General features: G+C 34.9%; 16 protein-coding genes and 1 tRNA gene. 10 read left to right on the top strand and 7 right to left on the bottom strand.

Features of this window, described 5'->3' with window-relative positions; genetic code table 11:
• Positions 1-3: 3 nt before the first annotated feature.
• Together DMB91_RS02240 and DMB91_RS02235 are read right to left on the bottom strand one after the other, a co-directional pair.
• Positions 4-78: transfer RNA gene (locus DMB91_RS02240), tRNA-Gly, on the bottom strand.
• A 177-nt stretch (positions 79-255) separates the two neighbouring features.
• The gene (locus DMB91_RS02235; protein WP_034905976.1) at positions 256-1,035 is read right to left on the bottom strand and encodes a hypothetical protein; all 780 of its coding nucleotides are present in this window, start codon (positions 1,033-1,035) and stop codon (positions 256-258) included.
• A gap of 119 nt (positions 1,036-1,154) precedes the next feature.
• Between DMB91_RS02235 and mutY the strand changes: the two genes are divergently transcribed.
• Positions 1,155-2,186, top strand: coding sequence for an A/G-specific adenine glycosylase (gene mutY, locus DMB91_RS02230; RefSeq protein ID WP_034905973.1), 1,032 nt, complete (start codon positions 1,155-1,157; stop codon positions 2,184-2,186).
• On the opposite strand, the gene DMB91_RS02225 is transcribed toward mutY, so the two are convergent.
• Positions 2,164-3,438 (bottom strand): MFS transporter, encoded by a 1,275-nt coding sequence (locus DMB91_RS02225; RefSeq protein WP_034905970.1) that lies wholly within the window; start codon positions 3,436-3,438, stop codon positions 2,164-2,166. The genes mutY and DMB91_RS02225 overlap by 23 nt on opposite strands.
• Before the next feature lie 123 nt (positions 3,439-3,561).
• Between DMB91_RS02225 and DMB91_RS02220 the strand changes: the two genes are divergently transcribed.
• Positions 3,562-4,419: a radical SAM/SPASM domain-containing protein gene (locus DMB91_RS02220; protein ID WP_034905968.1), complete on the top strand. Its 858-nt coding sequence runs from the start codon at positions 3,562-3,564 to the stop codon at positions 4,417-4,419.
• A gap of 2 nt (positions 4,420-4,421) precedes the next feature.
• On the opposite strand, the gene DMB91_RS02215 is transcribed toward DMB91_RS02220, so the two are convergent.
• Entirely contained in the window at positions 4,422-5,093 is a 672-nt protein-coding gene (locus DMB91_RS02215; protein ID WP_034905966.1) for a ThiF family adenylyltransferase, read from the bottom strand.
• A gap of 1 nt (position 5,094) precedes the next feature.
• On the bottom strand, positions 5,095-5,871 hold the full coding sequence (gene surE, locus DMB91_RS02210; protein ID WP_034905964.1) for a 5'/3'-nucleotidase SurE: 777 nt from the start codon (positions 5,869-5,871) through the stop codon (positions 5,095-5,097).
• A 371-nt stretch (positions 5,872-6,242) separates the two neighbouring features.
• Between surE and DMB91_RS02205 the strand changes: the two genes are divergently transcribed.
• The 8 genes from DMB91_RS02205 (at position 6,243) to DMB91_RS02170 (ending at position 12,154) form a co-directional block, all read left to right on the top strand.
• The gene (locus DMB91_RS02205; RefSeq protein ID WP_034905961.1) at positions 6,243-6,932 is read left to right on the top strand and encodes a Bax inhibitor-1/YccA family protein; all 690 of its coding nucleotides are present in this window, start codon (positions 6,243-6,245) and stop codon (positions 6,930-6,932) included.
• A 152-nt stretch (positions 6,933-7,084) separates the two neighbouring features.
• Entirely contained in the window at positions 7,085-7,432 is a 348-nt protein-coding gene (secG, locus tag DMB91_RS02200; RefSeq protein WP_034905958.1) for a preprotein translocase subunit SecG, read from the top strand.
• A gap of 12 nt (positions 7,433-7,444) precedes the next feature.
• Positions 7,445-8,008 carry a ribosome recycling factor gene (frr, locus tag DMB91_RS02195; RefSeq protein ID WP_143116791.1) on the top strand — a complete coding sequence of 188 codons (564 nt, stop codon included), beginning with the start codon at positions 7,445-7,447 and terminating at the stop codon, positions 8,006-8,008.
• Complete coding sequence (gene pyrE / locus DMB91_RS02190; RefSeq protein ID WP_034905952.1) at positions 8,005-8,616, top strand: orotate phosphoribosyltransferase; 612 nt, start codon at positions 8,005-8,007, stop codon at positions 8,614-8,616. Before frr ends, pyrE begins: the two co-directional genes overlap by 4 nt.
• 41 nt (positions 8,617-8,657) lie before the next feature.
• Positions 8,658-9,068 carry an RDD family protein gene (locus DMB91_RS02185; RefSeq protein WP_034905950.1) on the top strand — a complete coding sequence of 137 codons (411 nt, stop codon included), beginning with the start codon at positions 8,658-8,660 and terminating at the stop codon, positions 9,066-9,068.
• 12 nt (positions 9,069-9,080) lie between these two features.
• Complete coding sequence (locus tag DMB91_RS02180; RefSeq protein WP_034905947.1) at positions 9,081-10,103, top strand: ribonucleotide-diphosphate reductase subunit beta; 1,023 nt, start codon at positions 9,081-9,083, stop codon at positions 10,101-10,103.
• Between the two features lie 84 nt (positions 10,104-10,187).
• Positions 10,188-11,528, top strand: a complete 1,341-nt coding sequence (locus DMB91_RS02175) for a nicotinate phosphoribosyltransferase (RefSeq protein WP_052043233.1) — start codon at positions 10,188-10,190, stop codon at positions 11,526-11,528.
• On the top strand, positions 11,525-12,154 hold the full coding sequence (locus DMB91_RS02170) for a protein-L-isoaspartate(D-aspartate) O-methyltransferase (RefSeq protein ID WP_034905941.1): 630 nt from the start codon (positions 11,525-11,527) through the stop codon (positions 12,152-12,154). The genes DMB91_RS02175 and DMB91_RS02170 overlap by 4 nt, the downstream gene beginning before the upstream one ends.
• A gap of 142 nt (positions 12,155-12,296) precedes the next feature.
• Here the strand turns inward: DMB91_RS02170 and DMB91_RS02165 are convergent, their stop codons facing one another.
• Entirely contained in the window at positions 12,297-13,289 is a 993-nt protein-coding gene (locus DMB91_RS02165) for a type II asparaginase (protein WP_034905938.1), read from the bottom strand.
• Between the two features lie 210 nt (positions 13,290-13,499).
• Positions 13,500-13,649: a hypothetical protein gene (locus DMB91_RS08795; RefSeq protein ID WP_156104137.1), complete on the bottom strand. Its 150-nt coding sequence runs from the start codon at positions 13,647-13,649 to the stop codon at positions 13,500-13,502.
• Positions 13,650-13,848 lie beyond the last annotated feature (199 nt).

The following is a 13,848-nucleotide window of genomic DNA, read 5'->3' as shown; positions in this document are numbered from 1 at the left end:
AGGTGGAGCGGGAAACGAGATTCGAACTCGCGACCCCAACCTTGGCAAGGTTGTGCTCTACCCCTGAGCTATTCCCGCAATTTTTAAACATAAAAGGAAAATTCTAGCAAAAAAAGCTTAAAAATGCTTGAAATTTACTAGAAAGCGTAAGTGAAAGAAGATTGCAAAAAAAGCCTCTTGCTTGCTATAAGGGGCTTAAGAAAGCAATCTATAATTTCAGTTCAATTTACTCGCCAAAAAAGCAAAGATCTTGATTTACTTACAACGATAACGCACTAAAGCACTTAGGCTTCTATCTTCTTCGCCGACTATAGGTAAGGCATTTTCAAAAGTGCTATCAGCTTTTGCACTACTTGCACTTAAAGCTACGCTTCTAAAAATAGGCACATGAGAATTACCTGTATTTAAATCAAGACTTTCAAGTGTGCAAGCTTTTGCTGTTAAGTTCGAGTAACGCTCTTGCTCACTTAGGGCTTGTTTTAAAAGCTCTTCGCTAAGAATTTTTTCATTATTTACCAACTGTTCTTTTGAAAATTTTGCTTTTAAAGAAGGCATAGACATTGTAAAAAAGCCACTTTTGCCAGCGATTTTATCCATATCATTCAAAAGAGTATTATAACTTGCAAGCTGCTCAGCCTTAATTTCACAAGTTAAACTTGCTTCAAATCGTTGTCCTTTAGGTATTTGTAAGCCATTATTATATTCAAAAGTTGGTTCTATGCTGTATGAACCACCACGACATAATTTATCTTGAGCCACCCTATCTAAAATTTCATTAAAAGCACCAGCTATACTTGCTTTTTCATCGCTGGTGAGATTGGTTCTTGTGCTTAAAATAGCACTTGCTGAAAAACTTGGTGTTGAAGTAAAAGTATCTGGGGTAAGTTTGTTGCTTGCTTCAAGTTCATTTGTAAAAATAAAACCATTGCCACTAGAGCTTTTTGGATTTAAAAACTGGGTATTAAAAACAACACCAATAACAAAACAAACTATACATAAAAGCCCTATTCCTAATCCTTTAAAAAAACTAAGCATGACAATCCTTTTTTTCAAAAAATATCACTAATTATAGCTAAATTTTTACTACTTATGTTTTTTTGAGTAAAATTTCAAGAAAAAATTGCTAGTATTAGCCCTTTAAAATAAAGGTTAAAATGAAAGATAAAACAAGCATTATAGCTCTTCAAAATAAGCTTTTAAGCTGGTATGACAAGCACGGACGCAAAACTTTGCCTTGGAGGAATTTAGGTAAAAATAAAAACGAACTTGGTTTTGATGAGCGTTTAAGTGGCATTAATAGAGCTTATGGGGTATATATTAGTGAGATTATGTTGCAGCAAACTCAAGTTTCTAGGGTTTTAAGGGATTTTTATTTTCCTTTTTTAGAGAAATTTCCAAGCCTAAAAGCCTTAGCAAGAGCTGATGAAAGTGAGCTTTTAAAGGCTTGGCAGGGGCTTGGGTATTATAGCAGGGCTAGAAATTTAAAGCTTTGTGCCTTGCAGTGTGAGGCTGAGTTTAAAGGCATTTTACCGCGTAAAAAAGATGAGCTTTTAAGACTTAAGGGCATAGGAAGCTATACGGCTGGTGCTATTGCTTGTTTTGCTTATGATGAAGCGGTAAGCTTTGTTGACGGCAATATTAAACGCGTTTTAAGCCGAATTTTTAAGCTTGAGCAGGCAAGCTTAAAAGAGCTTGGAAACCTAGCAGAGCTTATTTTAAATAAAAACAACGCCTTTGATCATAATCAAGCCTTGCTTGATCTTGGAGCTTTAATTTGCACACCTAAAATACCAAAATGCGGACTTTGTCCCTTATATGAGCTGTGCGAGGGTAAATTTCAGCCCTTAAACTACTCAAAAAGCAAAAAAACTAAGTATGAAAAGCTCAATTTAAACGCTCTTTTCATCACCTATGAAGATAAAATTGTCTTAGAAAAAAGCAAAACAAAGCTTTATAAAGGACTTTATAATCCTATCTTAGCTCAAACAAAACCTATAAATGCCCTTTATATAGGCTCTTTTAAACATAGCTATACTAAATACAAGCTTGAAATTAAAGTCTATATTCAAAGGCTTAAAAACAAAGAAGATTATGAATTTATAGCCTTAAAAGAACTTGAACTCTTACCCCTTTCAAATTTATGTTTAAAAGCCTTAAAGCTTTTTAATCAAGCAAGGTTTTCTTAGGTAAGAGCAAGACCACAAAAAAGACTATTGCCATCATCACAGCTACATAGATAAAAAAGCTATCTTCAAGTCCATAGTTTTTAAATTGCAAAGCCACATAAGGAGCAGAACCGCCAAAAATGGCATTAGCAATAGCATAACTTAAGCCGGTTCCTAAAGCCCTTACATGCTCTGGAAAAAGTTTAGCCTTAAAAATCCCAGCCACAGAGGTGTAAAAACTTAAGATTATAAATAAGGCTGTGATAATTAAAAAGGCTAAGAAAGGGCTATGAGCTGAACTTTTTAAAAGCATGAAAAGTGGATAAATGCCAAAAAATGCCAAAAAGGCAAAGATAAGTAAAGAAGTTTTATGTCCTATCTTATCGCCAATTAAGCCAAATACAGGCTGGATAATCATAAGTATAAATAAAGCATAAAGCATAATATCATTAGACAAGCTTTTATCAAAATGAGCTGAGTTAATCATAAAAGTTTTCGTATAAGTTGTAATGGTATAAAATGCTAGCGAGCCTCCTGCTGTAATGCCTAATATGATTAAAAAAGGTTTGTAAGATTGAAACAAAGCTTTAAAACTGCCCCTGTCTTCATGTTTGTGAAGTTCAGTAGCACTTTCACTCATCACAGAGCGGACAAATAAAGAACCAAGTGCCAAAAGCCCACCTATAGCAAATAAAATTCTCCAAGCATACCCATGCATTTCATCTTCAGTAAAAAACAAAAGCATAATGCTAATACTTGCTACTGCTAAAAGTTGTCCACCTACAAGTGTTACATACTGAAAAGATGAGTAAAAGCCTCTTTTGCCTGTTGTAGCAAGCTCTGAAAGATAAGTTGCTGCTATGCCGTATTCTCCACCTACACTTAGTCCTTGGATTAATCTTGCTATAAGAAGTAAGATGACAGCTAAATCCCCAACGCTGTCTTTACTTGGCAAGACTGCGATTAAAAATGAGCCTATAGCCATTAAAACCACCGAAAAAACCATGGAGGATTTTCGCCCTATTTTATCAGCTAAAGAGCCAAAAAGCCAACTTCCTATAGGACGCATAAAAAAGCCAGCCGCAAAGACACCAAAGACAGAAATTTGCTGGATAGTAGGATTATCTGAGCTTGAAAAATTATGAGCAAAATAAACAGCTGTAAAAGCATAAATATAAAAATCAAACCATTCAACGAGATTTCCACTGCTCGCAGCGATTATAGAACGGATTTTTTGAGCTTTACTAAGATGATGAGTATTTATGCTTTGCATTACATAATCCTTTTTTTACATTTTGCATCTTGATGGTAGCATAATTCAAATACAAAATTTATGAAAATTAGCAAATTTTAAGATGAAATAAAATAAAGTGTTACCAAAAATAAAAGCAAATGAATGAAATTTGAAAAAATCTACATAGAATTAAGCGATATTTGTGGGCTAAATTGTTCTTTTTGTCCCTCACAAAAGGGAGTGCGTGGAATGATGAGTGTAAAAGACTTTGAGCATCTGGCTTCAAAGCTTGCTAAAAAAGCTAGAATTTATACCTTTCATTTGCTTGGCGATCCTTTAATTTTGCCGAATTTAAAGGCTTATATTGAAAAAGCAGCTTTTTATGATATGGCTTTAGAACTTACCACAAGTGGCTTTTATCTTGATGAAAAAAAGCAAAATTTGCTTTTAACAAGTAAAAATATCAGGCAGATAAATATCTCCTTAGCTTCTTTTTTTGAGCAAAAAAAGCTTGATTTTCAAAGCTATATAAAGCCCATTTTAAAGCTTTTAAACGCTCATATACAAAATAAAAATACAAATTTTATCAATCTTAGACTTTGGAATTTAGATCAAAATTTTTGCTCACCTGAACAAAACAAAGAAATTTATGAGTTTTTAGAACAAAACTTTGAGCTTAAACTTGATTTAAACACACAAAAAAACCGCCTTGCGAGCAAGATATTTTTACACCTTGATAAACGTTTTGAGTGGGCAAGCTTAGAAAATAAAAACTCACACGCTCAAGGCTCTTGCCATGCACTCACTAAGCAACTTGGAGTTTTAAGTAATGGCAAATTAGTGCCATGTTGCATGGATACAAAGGCAGAGCTTAGCCTTGGATCGCTCTTTGAATGCTCACTTGATGAGCTTTTAAACACTCAAAGGGCGATAAAGATGAAAGAAGGGTTTAAAAAGGGCATTTTAGTAGAAAAACTTTGTCAAAAATGTGAATTTTATCAAATAAAAGTAAAATCCTAATTTCACGCACCAAATTCTTTTTCAAAACGAAGCAAAATTTTTCTCACAGCTAAACTTGCCAAAGTCAAGCCAAAGCATGCCGTAACACCCATAAAAGAACCCAAATCCTTACAAAGTGGTTTTTCATCAGAATACACCACATCAAAATCCCCCTTTAAGCCTGTCTTTTTGAGCTCATAGCGGAATTTTTTTGCCAAAGCATCGCCGTGTGTTTTGTATAAAGGTGCAACTTTGATACGCGTTGGATCAAGCTTTCTAGCCCCTCCTGTTGCAGAGATAAAAATTTGCTTTTTCATATCAACACTATTTGCCAAGGCAACCTTTGCTGGTATATCATCAATAGCATCAATGATAAGATCAAACTCGCCTAAATCAAAGTCCTTTAAAAAAGCCTCATCAACCCTTGCAACTATACCCCTAGCCTTGTAAATTCGCTCAAAAACCTTTGCTTTTTCTTCGCCTAAATGCTCGCTGTGAAGCTGGCGGTTTAAATTTGTTTCTTCAAAGCTATCTGCATCAACAAAAGTAAAATACTTAAAACCTGTGCGAAACAAAGCATCAACGCACATTCCACCAACGCCCCCAAGTCCAAAAATAAGCACCTTTTGCTTACTAAAAAAAGCGACCTCATCTTCACCAAAAAGCCATTTTACCCTTGTATATCTTTCTTGCATTTTACTCCTTTATCCATTTTTCCAGTGTTTGAATTTGATTATAAGCGGTAAGGTCAAGCATTATAGGTGTTATGGTTGCATAACCTTTCATTAAAAGGCTTATATCTGAGTTTTCTTGTGGCTCATAATCAAGCCCAGTTGCAGCTAACCAATAATAGCGCACCCCTCTTGGATTGGTATTTGAATACGCTTTGTAATTATACACTCTCTTGCCTGCTCTAGTGATTTTTATACCCTTAAATTCATCTTTGCTTGATGGAAAATTCACATTTAAAAATTCTTTTTTATCAAGTGGAAAGCCTTTATCAAAAATGGTTTGAATGATTTTTTTAGTGATTTTTAAAGCATTTTTAAAATCAAGCTTTGAAGCATTTTCTCCCTTTTTAAAAAACTGCGATAAAGCCAAAGCTGGAATTCCTTGCAAAACTGCTTCCATAGCTCCTGCACAAGTGCCAGAATAAGTTATATCTTCGCTAATATTTGCCCCATGATTTATCCCACTGATCACAAGATCGGGCAAACGCTTTTTGTATAAAGCATGCAAAGCTAAATAAATACAATCAGCTGGCGTGCCATCATCAAGCTTGTAAAATCTCTTGCCAACTTTAACAAATTTTAAAGGACGCGTTAGGGTTATAGAGTGCGAGCAAGCTGATTTTTCAGTAGCTGGAGCAACTATGGTGATTTTGACTTTAAATTCTTTTTTGAGCATTTTAATGAGCTTTCTCAAACCCTCACTCTCAAAACCATCATCATTTGTGATTAAAATTTCTTTCATTGTTTATCTTTCCTTAAAATTGCTTGCAATTCTAACACAGAAAAGCTAAATTTTTAAGAAAAAATATTTTTTACCTTTTATAATCAATTCTGTCTTATAATGCAAGGTTTAAAAGCTTTGATCGATATGGACTTTACTTAAAGGAAATTTGGGATAAAACAAGCAAGGACGTGTTTGTTTGCCGGGTTTATATGCACGAAGCATGGCTGTTTTTACACCTTTTAATCAAAGAAAAAATGCTCTTGCTTTAAAATGGCTTTTACAATAATGACATTTTTAAAAGATAAAATCGAAATTTCAGAATAAAAATATAATTTGTTTATTATTTTTTGTTAAATTTATGTCCTGAAACTTTTATTAAAGGATAAAAAATGAGTCTTTATGATAGAGATTACTCAAAAACACAGGAGCTTTCAAGCGGACAAAGTTCAGCTTTAAGCACCTTTATCAAACAAACTTACCAGCTTTTTGCCGCTTCACTTTTAGCTGCTAGTGCTGGAGCTTATGTTGGAATTTATGCTCTTGGTGGCATAAGCCAAATGGCATTTTGGATACTTTTTATAGTAGAAATTGGCTTGCTTTTTGGCTTAATGGCGAAAAAAAGAGAAGCTCCACTTAACCTCATCTTGCTTTTTGCTTTTACTTTTTGTTCAGGGCTTACACTTACACCTTTGCTCTCTTCAATACTAGCCTTACCAGCAGGAGCAGTGATCGTTGCACAAGCCTTTACACTCACAACAGTTGCTTTTGGAGCTTTAAGTATCTTTGCGATGAATACAAAAAAAGACTTTACCGCTATGGGAAAAATGCTTTTCATTGTGCTTATCGTTGTGGTATGTGCATCTTTGCTTAATATCTTTTTTCATAGCCCTATACTTCAGCTTGTGATTTCTAGCGTGGCTGCGATTTTGTTCTCATTTTATATACTTTATGATACACAAAATATTATTCGCGGTAACTACGAAACACCGATTGAAGGTGCAGTAGCACTGTATCTTGATTTCGTCAATCTTTTTATTGCTTTGCTTCAAATTCTAGGACTTACAAGCAATAGAGAATAAAACTTAACCTTGCAAGAACTTCTCTTGCAAGGAATTTGTTTTTTGCAAAACTTTTCTAAAAAATAATTTCTATTTTCTTTGTATTTTTCAAGCTTTTTCAAGCTTTTTTGATTATAATTTCTTTTTATAATTTTAGTTTTTTAAGGAAAAAAATGACTACGCTTTTATTTATTATCCAGTTTCTTTTGGTTTTAATCATCTGTATTGTAGTGCTTTTGCAAAAAAGCTCAAGCATAGGTTTGGGTGCGTATAGCGGCAGCAATGAAAGTTTATTTGGTGCAAAGGGACCAGCTGGCTTTTTAGCTAAATTTACCTTTATTATGGGACTTTTGCTTATCATTAACACCATAGCATTAGGTTATATCTATAACACAAAGGCAACTTCAAGCTCAATAGCTGAAAAAGCAAGCTCGCTAATCCCGCCAAGCACAGAGATTAATACAAGTGTTGCACCAGCTGCTCCAAGTGCTCCACAAGTTGAAAATAATACAAGTAATTAAACCCGGCAAGGAATGATCATGCTTAATGAAATTTATCAAAAACAAAAAACTCACTGCGAAAAGGCTTTAGAAGCTCTTAAAAAAGACTTTACCACCCTACGCACAGGCAAGGTAAATATACATATTTTAGATCATATCAGCGTGGATTATTACGGCTCAGCTACACCTTTAAACCAAGTTGCTACAGTGCTTGCAAGCGATGCTTCAACCATTACAATCACGCCTTGGGAAAAACCTATGCTTAAGAACATAGAAAGTGCTATAGCAGCAGCAAACATAGGTGTCAATCCAAACAATGACGGCGAAAGCGTAAAGCTTTTTTTTTCACCGATGACAAGAGAGCAAAGAGAAGAAAATGTCAAACAAGCTAAGGCTATGGGCGAAAAGGCTAAGGTTTCGGTGCGTAACATTAGAAAAGAAGCAAATGATGGTGTAAAAAAACTTGAAAAAGACAAGACCATAAGCGAAGATGAAGCGAAAAAAGCTTATGATGAGGTGCAAAAGCTTACTGATAACTATAGCGCAAAAATCGATGAAAGTGTAAAAAACAAAGAAAGCGAACTTTTAAAAGTATGAATTTAGAACAAATTTATAAAGATTGTGGAGCATTTTTAGAAGGACATTTTCTGCTTAGCTCTGGCAAACACTCAGGTTTTTATCTACAAAGTGCAAAAGTGCTTGAAAATCCTTTACTTGCAAACAAACTTTGTAAAGAATTAGCCGCCATTATAGAAGAATATGGGCTTAAATTTGATAGCATTTGCTCGCCTGCACTTGGTGGAATTTTAGCTGGCTATGAGCTTGCAAGAGAGTGTAAAAAACGTTTTATTTTCACAGAAAGAGTTAATTCTGTGATGACTTTAAGAAGAGGCTTTAAGGTTAAAAAAGGCGAAAAATTCATCATTTGTGAAGATATTATCACAACGGGTGGTTCAGCCCTTGAAAGTGCAAATATCATACAAAGTTTAGGCGGAGAAGTCGTAGGATTTGCAGCCTTAGCAAATCGTGGAATTTGTAAGGTTAAAAATCTTGCAAATTCCACAAGAAAAGACAATGCAAAACTTCCAGAAAACTTGCCACTTTTTGCCTTAGGAAATTTTGAATTTGAAGTCTATGACGCAACTAATTGCCTTTTGTGTAAGCAAGGAAGCACTGCCATTAAGCCCGGAAGTCGCGGAAACTAAGTCAAAAAAGCTTGATAGAAGGGGTTTGATACAAAGAAAAAATGAAAGCAAAAGCAAAGATAGCCTCAAGATTTATGCGTTTTAAGGCATTTTTGATTGATATTTTTTTGATTTATACGCCGATTTTATATATTTGTTATTTTGCTTTAGGCTCAAAACAGGCGTTTTTGGAAAATCATCTTGTTATTTTTTTGTGTTCTTTGTCTTTTGGACTTATTCAGGCTTTGTTTTTAAGTTTTAGAGCTCAAAGTCCTGGTTTAAGGGCGTATGAGCTTTATTTGATTGATTCTAAAAAAGGTAATAAACTCGGTTTTTTAAGGATTATGCTAAGGTATGTCGTGTTTTTGTTTGGCTGTGCCTTTCTTTTTGGCTTAGTGATGAGTTTTTTTAGAAAAGACGGCTTTATGCTTCATGACATTCTTACTCGAAGCTGTATAGTCAGCAAAATTTAGAAAGGTTTTATAATGAAAAGAAAAAAAATCTACAATCCAAACTCCACCGAAACACTCACCGAAAGAAAGGTATTTGACGGCAATCCTCACGGAATTTTAAATTTCACCAAAGCAAAATACACTTGGGCGTTAAAACTTTGGGATTTAATGGAGGCAAATACTTGGTTTCCAAAAGAAGTTGATACCACAAGAGACGCGCTTGATTATCGTTGCAATCTTACAGCGGCTGAAAAAAGAATGTATGATCTTGTTTGGAGTCAGCTCATCTCAATGGATAGCTTTCAAGCAAACAACCTCGCTGATAATATTAACCCTTACATCACAGCTCCAGAAATCAACGCCATCTTAACACGACAAGCTTATGAGGAAGCTAATCACTCAAAGTCTTATGCTGTAATGGTTGAAGCCATTTGTGAAAACACTGACTTAATCTATGAAATGGAAAAACACGATGAAACTTTAAGAGAAAAAAATGACTTCATAAGCTCGATTTATGAGGAGCTAGCTGGCGATGTTGATGATAATAAACTCTTGCTTGCTATGGTAGCAAATCAAATTTTAGAAGGCGTGTATTTTTACAGCGGCTTTACAGCCATTTACGCTCTAGCTAGAGCTGGCAAGATGCTAGGTTCTGCTCAAATGATTCGTTTTATCCAAAGAGATGAGATTACACATTTGCTTTTATTTCAAAATATGATCAACTCAACGCGAGCTGAACATCCTAATCTTTTCAATAAAGAAAATGTGGATAAAATTTATGATATGTTTGAAAAGGCTGGTAAGCTTGAGATAAAATGGGGCAAGTATATCACGCAAAATCAAATCATGGGCTTTACAGATGATATTATAGAAGAATACATTCACTATCTCATCGATCAAAGACTTGTTGCGATTAACTTAGAACGAATTTATAATGCTAAGCACCCTATAAAATGGGTTGATGACTTTTCTAAATTTAACGATCAAAGAGCGAATTTCTTTGAAGGCAAAGTTACAAATTATTCTAAAGGTAGCATTAGCTTTGATGATTTTTAAGCTTAATTTGTGCTTTTTAAGGAATAAATTTTGAAAGAAAACAAGATCAATCTAGCCTTACTCTGCGATTTTTATGAATTTACTATGAGTAATGGCTATTTTAAGAGTGCTGATGCGGATACGATTTGTTATTTTGATGTCTTTTTCCGCAAAGTTCCAGATAAAGGCGGTTTTGTCATAGTCGCTGGTTTAGAACAAATCATCACTTATATACAAAATTTACATTTTGATGAAGAGGATATAAATTTTTTAAGGGAGCAAAAGCTTTTTGATGAAACTTTTTTAAGCTTTTTAAAAAAGTTTCGCTTTAGCGGAGATATTAACGCACTTGAAGAAGGACTGATCGCTTTTCCTTATGAGCCAATTTTAAGCGTCAAAGCTAGGGCTTGTGAGGCTCAACTTTTAGAAACTTTTATACTCTTAACACTTAACCACCAAAGCCTTATTGCTACTAAAGCAAGCAGAATTGTAAGAGCAGCTAATGGCAGGGCTGTTTTGGAATTTGGCTCAAGGCGCGCTCAAGGCATTGACGCAGCACTTAGCGGGGCAAGGGCAGCGTTTATAGGAGGATGTAAAGCCACCGCTTGCACGCTTGCAGGAAAGCTTTTTGGCATACCCGTGACTGGAACTATGGCTCATTCTTGGGTGCAAATGTTTGAAGATGAGTATGAAGCGTTTAAACGTTATTGTGAGCTATATCCGCAAAATGCGGTGCTTTTAGTGGATACTTATGAGAGTATTCAAGGGATCAAAAATGCTATAAAAGCCTTTAAAACAGTGTTTAAAGAAGATAAAAATGTGAATTTGGGCATAAGGCTTGATTCTGGGGATTTGTGCAAATTAAGCCAAAAGGCAAGGATTATGCTTGATGAAGCAGGTTTAAAACACTGCAAAATCCTTGTTAGCGGCAATTTAGACGAATACAAAATCAAAAGTTTGCTTGAAAAAGGAGCGAAAATTGATGCCTTTGGAGTGGGCGAAAAACTCATCACTGCTAAAAGCGAACCCGTTTTAGGCTGTGTATATAAGCTTGTTGCTACTCAAAAAGCACACCAGATCACACCAAAAATCAAGATCAGCGAAAACAGCGAAAAGATCACAAACCCAGCTCCTAAAAAGCTCTACCGCTTTTATGATAAAAGCTCACACAAAGCTCTTTATGATAAACTTTATCTTGAAAATGAGCTTGTAAGCACAAGAGCAAATACTACAATACAAGCCTTACAAATACCTATCTTTCAAAAAGGCAAACTCGTATATAAGAAAAAAAGCTTACACGAAATCGCTAAATTCAGCCAAGAAGCCCTTTCGCACTTTAATGATAAAATTACAAAACTTGAAAACCCAAGCAAATTTAAACTCTTGCTTTCATTAAAACTAAGCAAATTAAAAGACGAATTACTGCAAATAAGGAAAAGAAAATGACATTTTTCGAGCAAAAACGTTGCAAAAGCATGGCAGAAGAAATCGCTGAAAAAATCTTTATCAACGAAGCCTTATTTAATACCTTTTGTTCCGTGCCAAGAGAACCTTTCTCACCTTTAAAAGCCCATGCCTACAGCCTCAATGCCCTGCCAATGATGGGCAATCAATGGATAAGCTCGCCTTTAACCGTGGCGAAAATGACTATGGCTCTTGAGCTTAAAGATGTTGATAATGTGCTTGAAATAGGTTGTGGTTCTGGGTATCAAGCCGCGATTTTAAGCAAGATCGTGCGTCGTGTTTTTAGTGTAGAACGTATAGAAAATCTCGTAGAAAGTGCTAAAAAAACCTTTAGCACGCTTGGATTACACAACATACTTGTTTTGCACGCAGATGGACAAGCTGGTTGGAATCGCTACGCACCTTATGATCGCATACTTTTTTCAGCTTACGCACAAAGCATTCCAGATGCAATTTTTGAGCAACTCAATGATGGAGGTATGCTTGTAGCACCTATGCTTATGAGTAATAAACAATTCATCACAAGATTTTACAAAAAAGACGGCGAAATTCGCAAAGAAGTATTAGAAGAATGTCTTTTTGTGCCAGTGCTTGACGGCAAAGAATAAAACCTTACTCATTCATTTTATAATTTCAAAAAAAGGAAATTTATGGCATATACGATCAAAGATATAGGAAAACTTAATGAAATGGGTAGTTTTAGCTCAGTATATGCGTGAAACAGATATGAGTAATGAAAAAGAACAAGAATTAGTATTTTAAAAAATACTCTTGAATTTTTTTCGTATCTTTTGTTTTTGTTAAAGCAAGCATTAAAAGCACTCTTGCTTTTTGAGGGTTTAAATCCCCAGCACTAATAAAGCCAAAAGCCTTATCTTCATCACTCACTGCCACCAAACCAGCGCTTATACGCGAGCTTACGGCTACGATAAGTCCTTGTTTAAGAAGTTCTTTAAGTATATTTTTTTGATCTTTATGTATATTTCCAGCCCCACTTCCAGCGATGATCAAAGCTTTTGTGCCATTTTCAAACAAAGCTCTTGCAGCGACTGCGTTGCCATCATTTGAATAAGTATAAAGTATATCTACTTTTGGTAAGCTTGAAAGCTTGCTGACATCAAAAGGGGTATTTTTGCCACAAGCTTTACAAATACTATTATAAAAAGTTGCCTTACCATCTACTATATAACCCAAATCCCCAAAATCTGGCGAAGAAAAAGCATCAACATTTAAAGTATGCGTTTTTACCACTCCTCTTGCACCTTGAATTTTATCATTCATTGCTATCATTACGCCCTTACCTTTGGCATTCTTATCAGCTGCTAAGGCTACAGCATTGTAAAGGTTTTTAGGACCATCTGCACTTATAGCTGTTGAAGGACGCATGGCTCCTACTAAAACCACAGGCTTATCGCTTTTAATCACAAGGCTTAAAAAATACGCTGTTTCTTCCATAGTATCAGTGCCATGAGTGATCACCACTCCATCAATATCAGTTAAAAAAAGTTCATTGATCTTATGAGAAAGTGTAAGCCAAATGGTATCATTCATATCACAGCTATTAATATTTGCGATTTGATTACTTGAAATATCGGCTAAATTTACAAGCTCTGGTATTGCTTTAATAAGAGCTTCAACTCCCACAACACCAGCTGTGTAACCTGTGGTTACTACCGAACTATCAATAGCCCCAGCGATCGTTCCTCCTGTAGCTAAAATAGCTACTTTAGGTTTTACTTGCATACTTACTCCTTACTTAACACTTGAGTTTGCACGATTATAACACAAGATGATGATTTTAAGAGCAACAAGGACGAATTTGCCCTTGTTTTAAAGGAGTTTAAAATATTTCTTGCTTATACAAGTAAGAAAAGTGTAAAAATTGCTTTAATTATCCTTATTAATGAGAGTTTATACCCTTTGTGCTGATCATCTCCTTTTCATTAGGACACTTTATGGTTCATATCCTTGTATTTTTGATTCTATATCTTCTTTTGCTTCATCATCAGAAACTAGATTATTATATTCTTTATATTTTGATACTACCTTATCAGCAAGCTTTAAAAAAACGAAAAAATGAATTTTCCCCTTGACAGATACCAAGTATCATGCCTTATAATTTTATATGCAAAATCTATATATTTAGCAAAAAATGTAAAAATTATAAGGCTAAAAAATTTGCAATAATATTGAAGGTCAAAAAGGAATAAAAATACAAAACAATCGTAGAGCGTTTTTAAAAACCGGCCTTAAAGCTGGGGCGGTTTTAGGTTTTGGTGGGCTTTTAAGCCAGCTTAATGCG

This window comes from Campylobacter sp. MIT 97-5078, assembly GCF_006864455.1.
Taxonomy (GTDB): domain Bacteria; phylum Campylobacterota; class Campylobacteria; order Campylobacterales; family Campylobacteraceae; genus Campylobacter_D.
The sequence above is the reverse complement of the archived record's forward strand: the minus strand, read 5'-3'. Positions and strand labels throughout refer to the sequence as shown.

What these genes read in the sequence shown, in the direction of transcription:
- frr (WP_143116791.1), top strand. Translation starts at nt 7,445, where the DNA reads ATGATCATGCTTAATGAAATTTATCAAAAACAAAAAACTCACTGCGAA.
- DMB91_RS02225 (WP_034905970.1), bottom strand. Translation starts at nt 3,438, where the DNA reads ATGCAAAGCATAAATACTCATCATCTTAGTAAAGCTCAAAAAATCCGT.
- DMB91_RS02185 (WP_034905950.1), top strand. Translation starts at nt 8,658, where the DNA reads ATGAAAGCAAAAGCAAAGATAGCCTCAAGATTTATGCGTTTTAAGGCA.
- secG (WP_034905958.1), top strand. Translation starts at nt 7,085, where the DNA reads ATGACTACGCTTTTATTTATTATCCAGTTTCTTTTGGTTTTAATCATC.
- surE (WP_034905964.1), bottom strand. Translation starts at nt 5,871, where the DNA reads ATGAAAGAAATTTTAATCACAAATGATGATGGTTTTGAGAGTGAGGGT.
- DMB91_RS02205 (WP_034905961.1), top strand. Translation starts at nt 6,243, where the DNA reads ATGAGTCTTTATGATAGAGATTACTCAAAAACACAGGAGCTTTCAAGC.
- DMB91_RS02220 (WP_034905968.1), top strand. Translation starts at nt 3,562, where the DNA reads ATGAAATTTGAAAAAATCTACATAGAATTAAGCGATATTTGTGGGCTA.
- DMB91_RS02175 (WP_052043233.1), top strand. Translation starts at nt 10,188, where the DNA reads ATGAGTAATGGCTATTTTAAGAGTGCTGATGCGGATACGATTTGTTAT.
- DMB91_RS02235 (WP_034905976.1), bottom strand. Translation starts at nt 1,035, where the DNA reads ATGCTTAGTTTTTTTAAAGGATTAGGAATAGGGCTTTTATGTATAGTT.
- DMB91_RS02215 (WP_034905966.1), bottom strand. Translation starts at nt 5,093, where the DNA reads ATGCAAGAAAGATATACAAGGGTAAAATGGCTTTTTGGTGAAGATGAG.
- DMB91_RS02180 (WP_034905947.1), top strand. Translation starts at nt 9,081, where the DNA reads ATGAAAAGAAAAAAAATCTACAATCCAAACTCCACCGAAACACTCACC.
- pyrE (WP_034905952.1), top strand. Translation starts at nt 8,005, where the DNA reads ATGAATTTAGAACAAATTTATAAAGATTGTGGAGCATTTTTAGAAGGA.
- mutY (WP_034905973.1), top strand. Translation starts at nt 1,155, where the DNA reads ATGAAAGATAAAACAAGCATTATAGCTCTTCAAAATAAGCTTTTAAGC.
- DMB91_RS02165 (WP_034905938.1), bottom strand. Translation starts at nt 13,289, where the DNA reads ATGCAAGTAAAACCTAAAGTAGCTATTTTAGCTACAGGAGGAACGATC.
- DMB91_RS02170 (WP_034905941.1), top strand. Translation starts at nt 11,525, where the DNA reads ATGACATTTTTCGAGCAAAAACGTTGCAAAAGCATGGCAGAAGAAATC.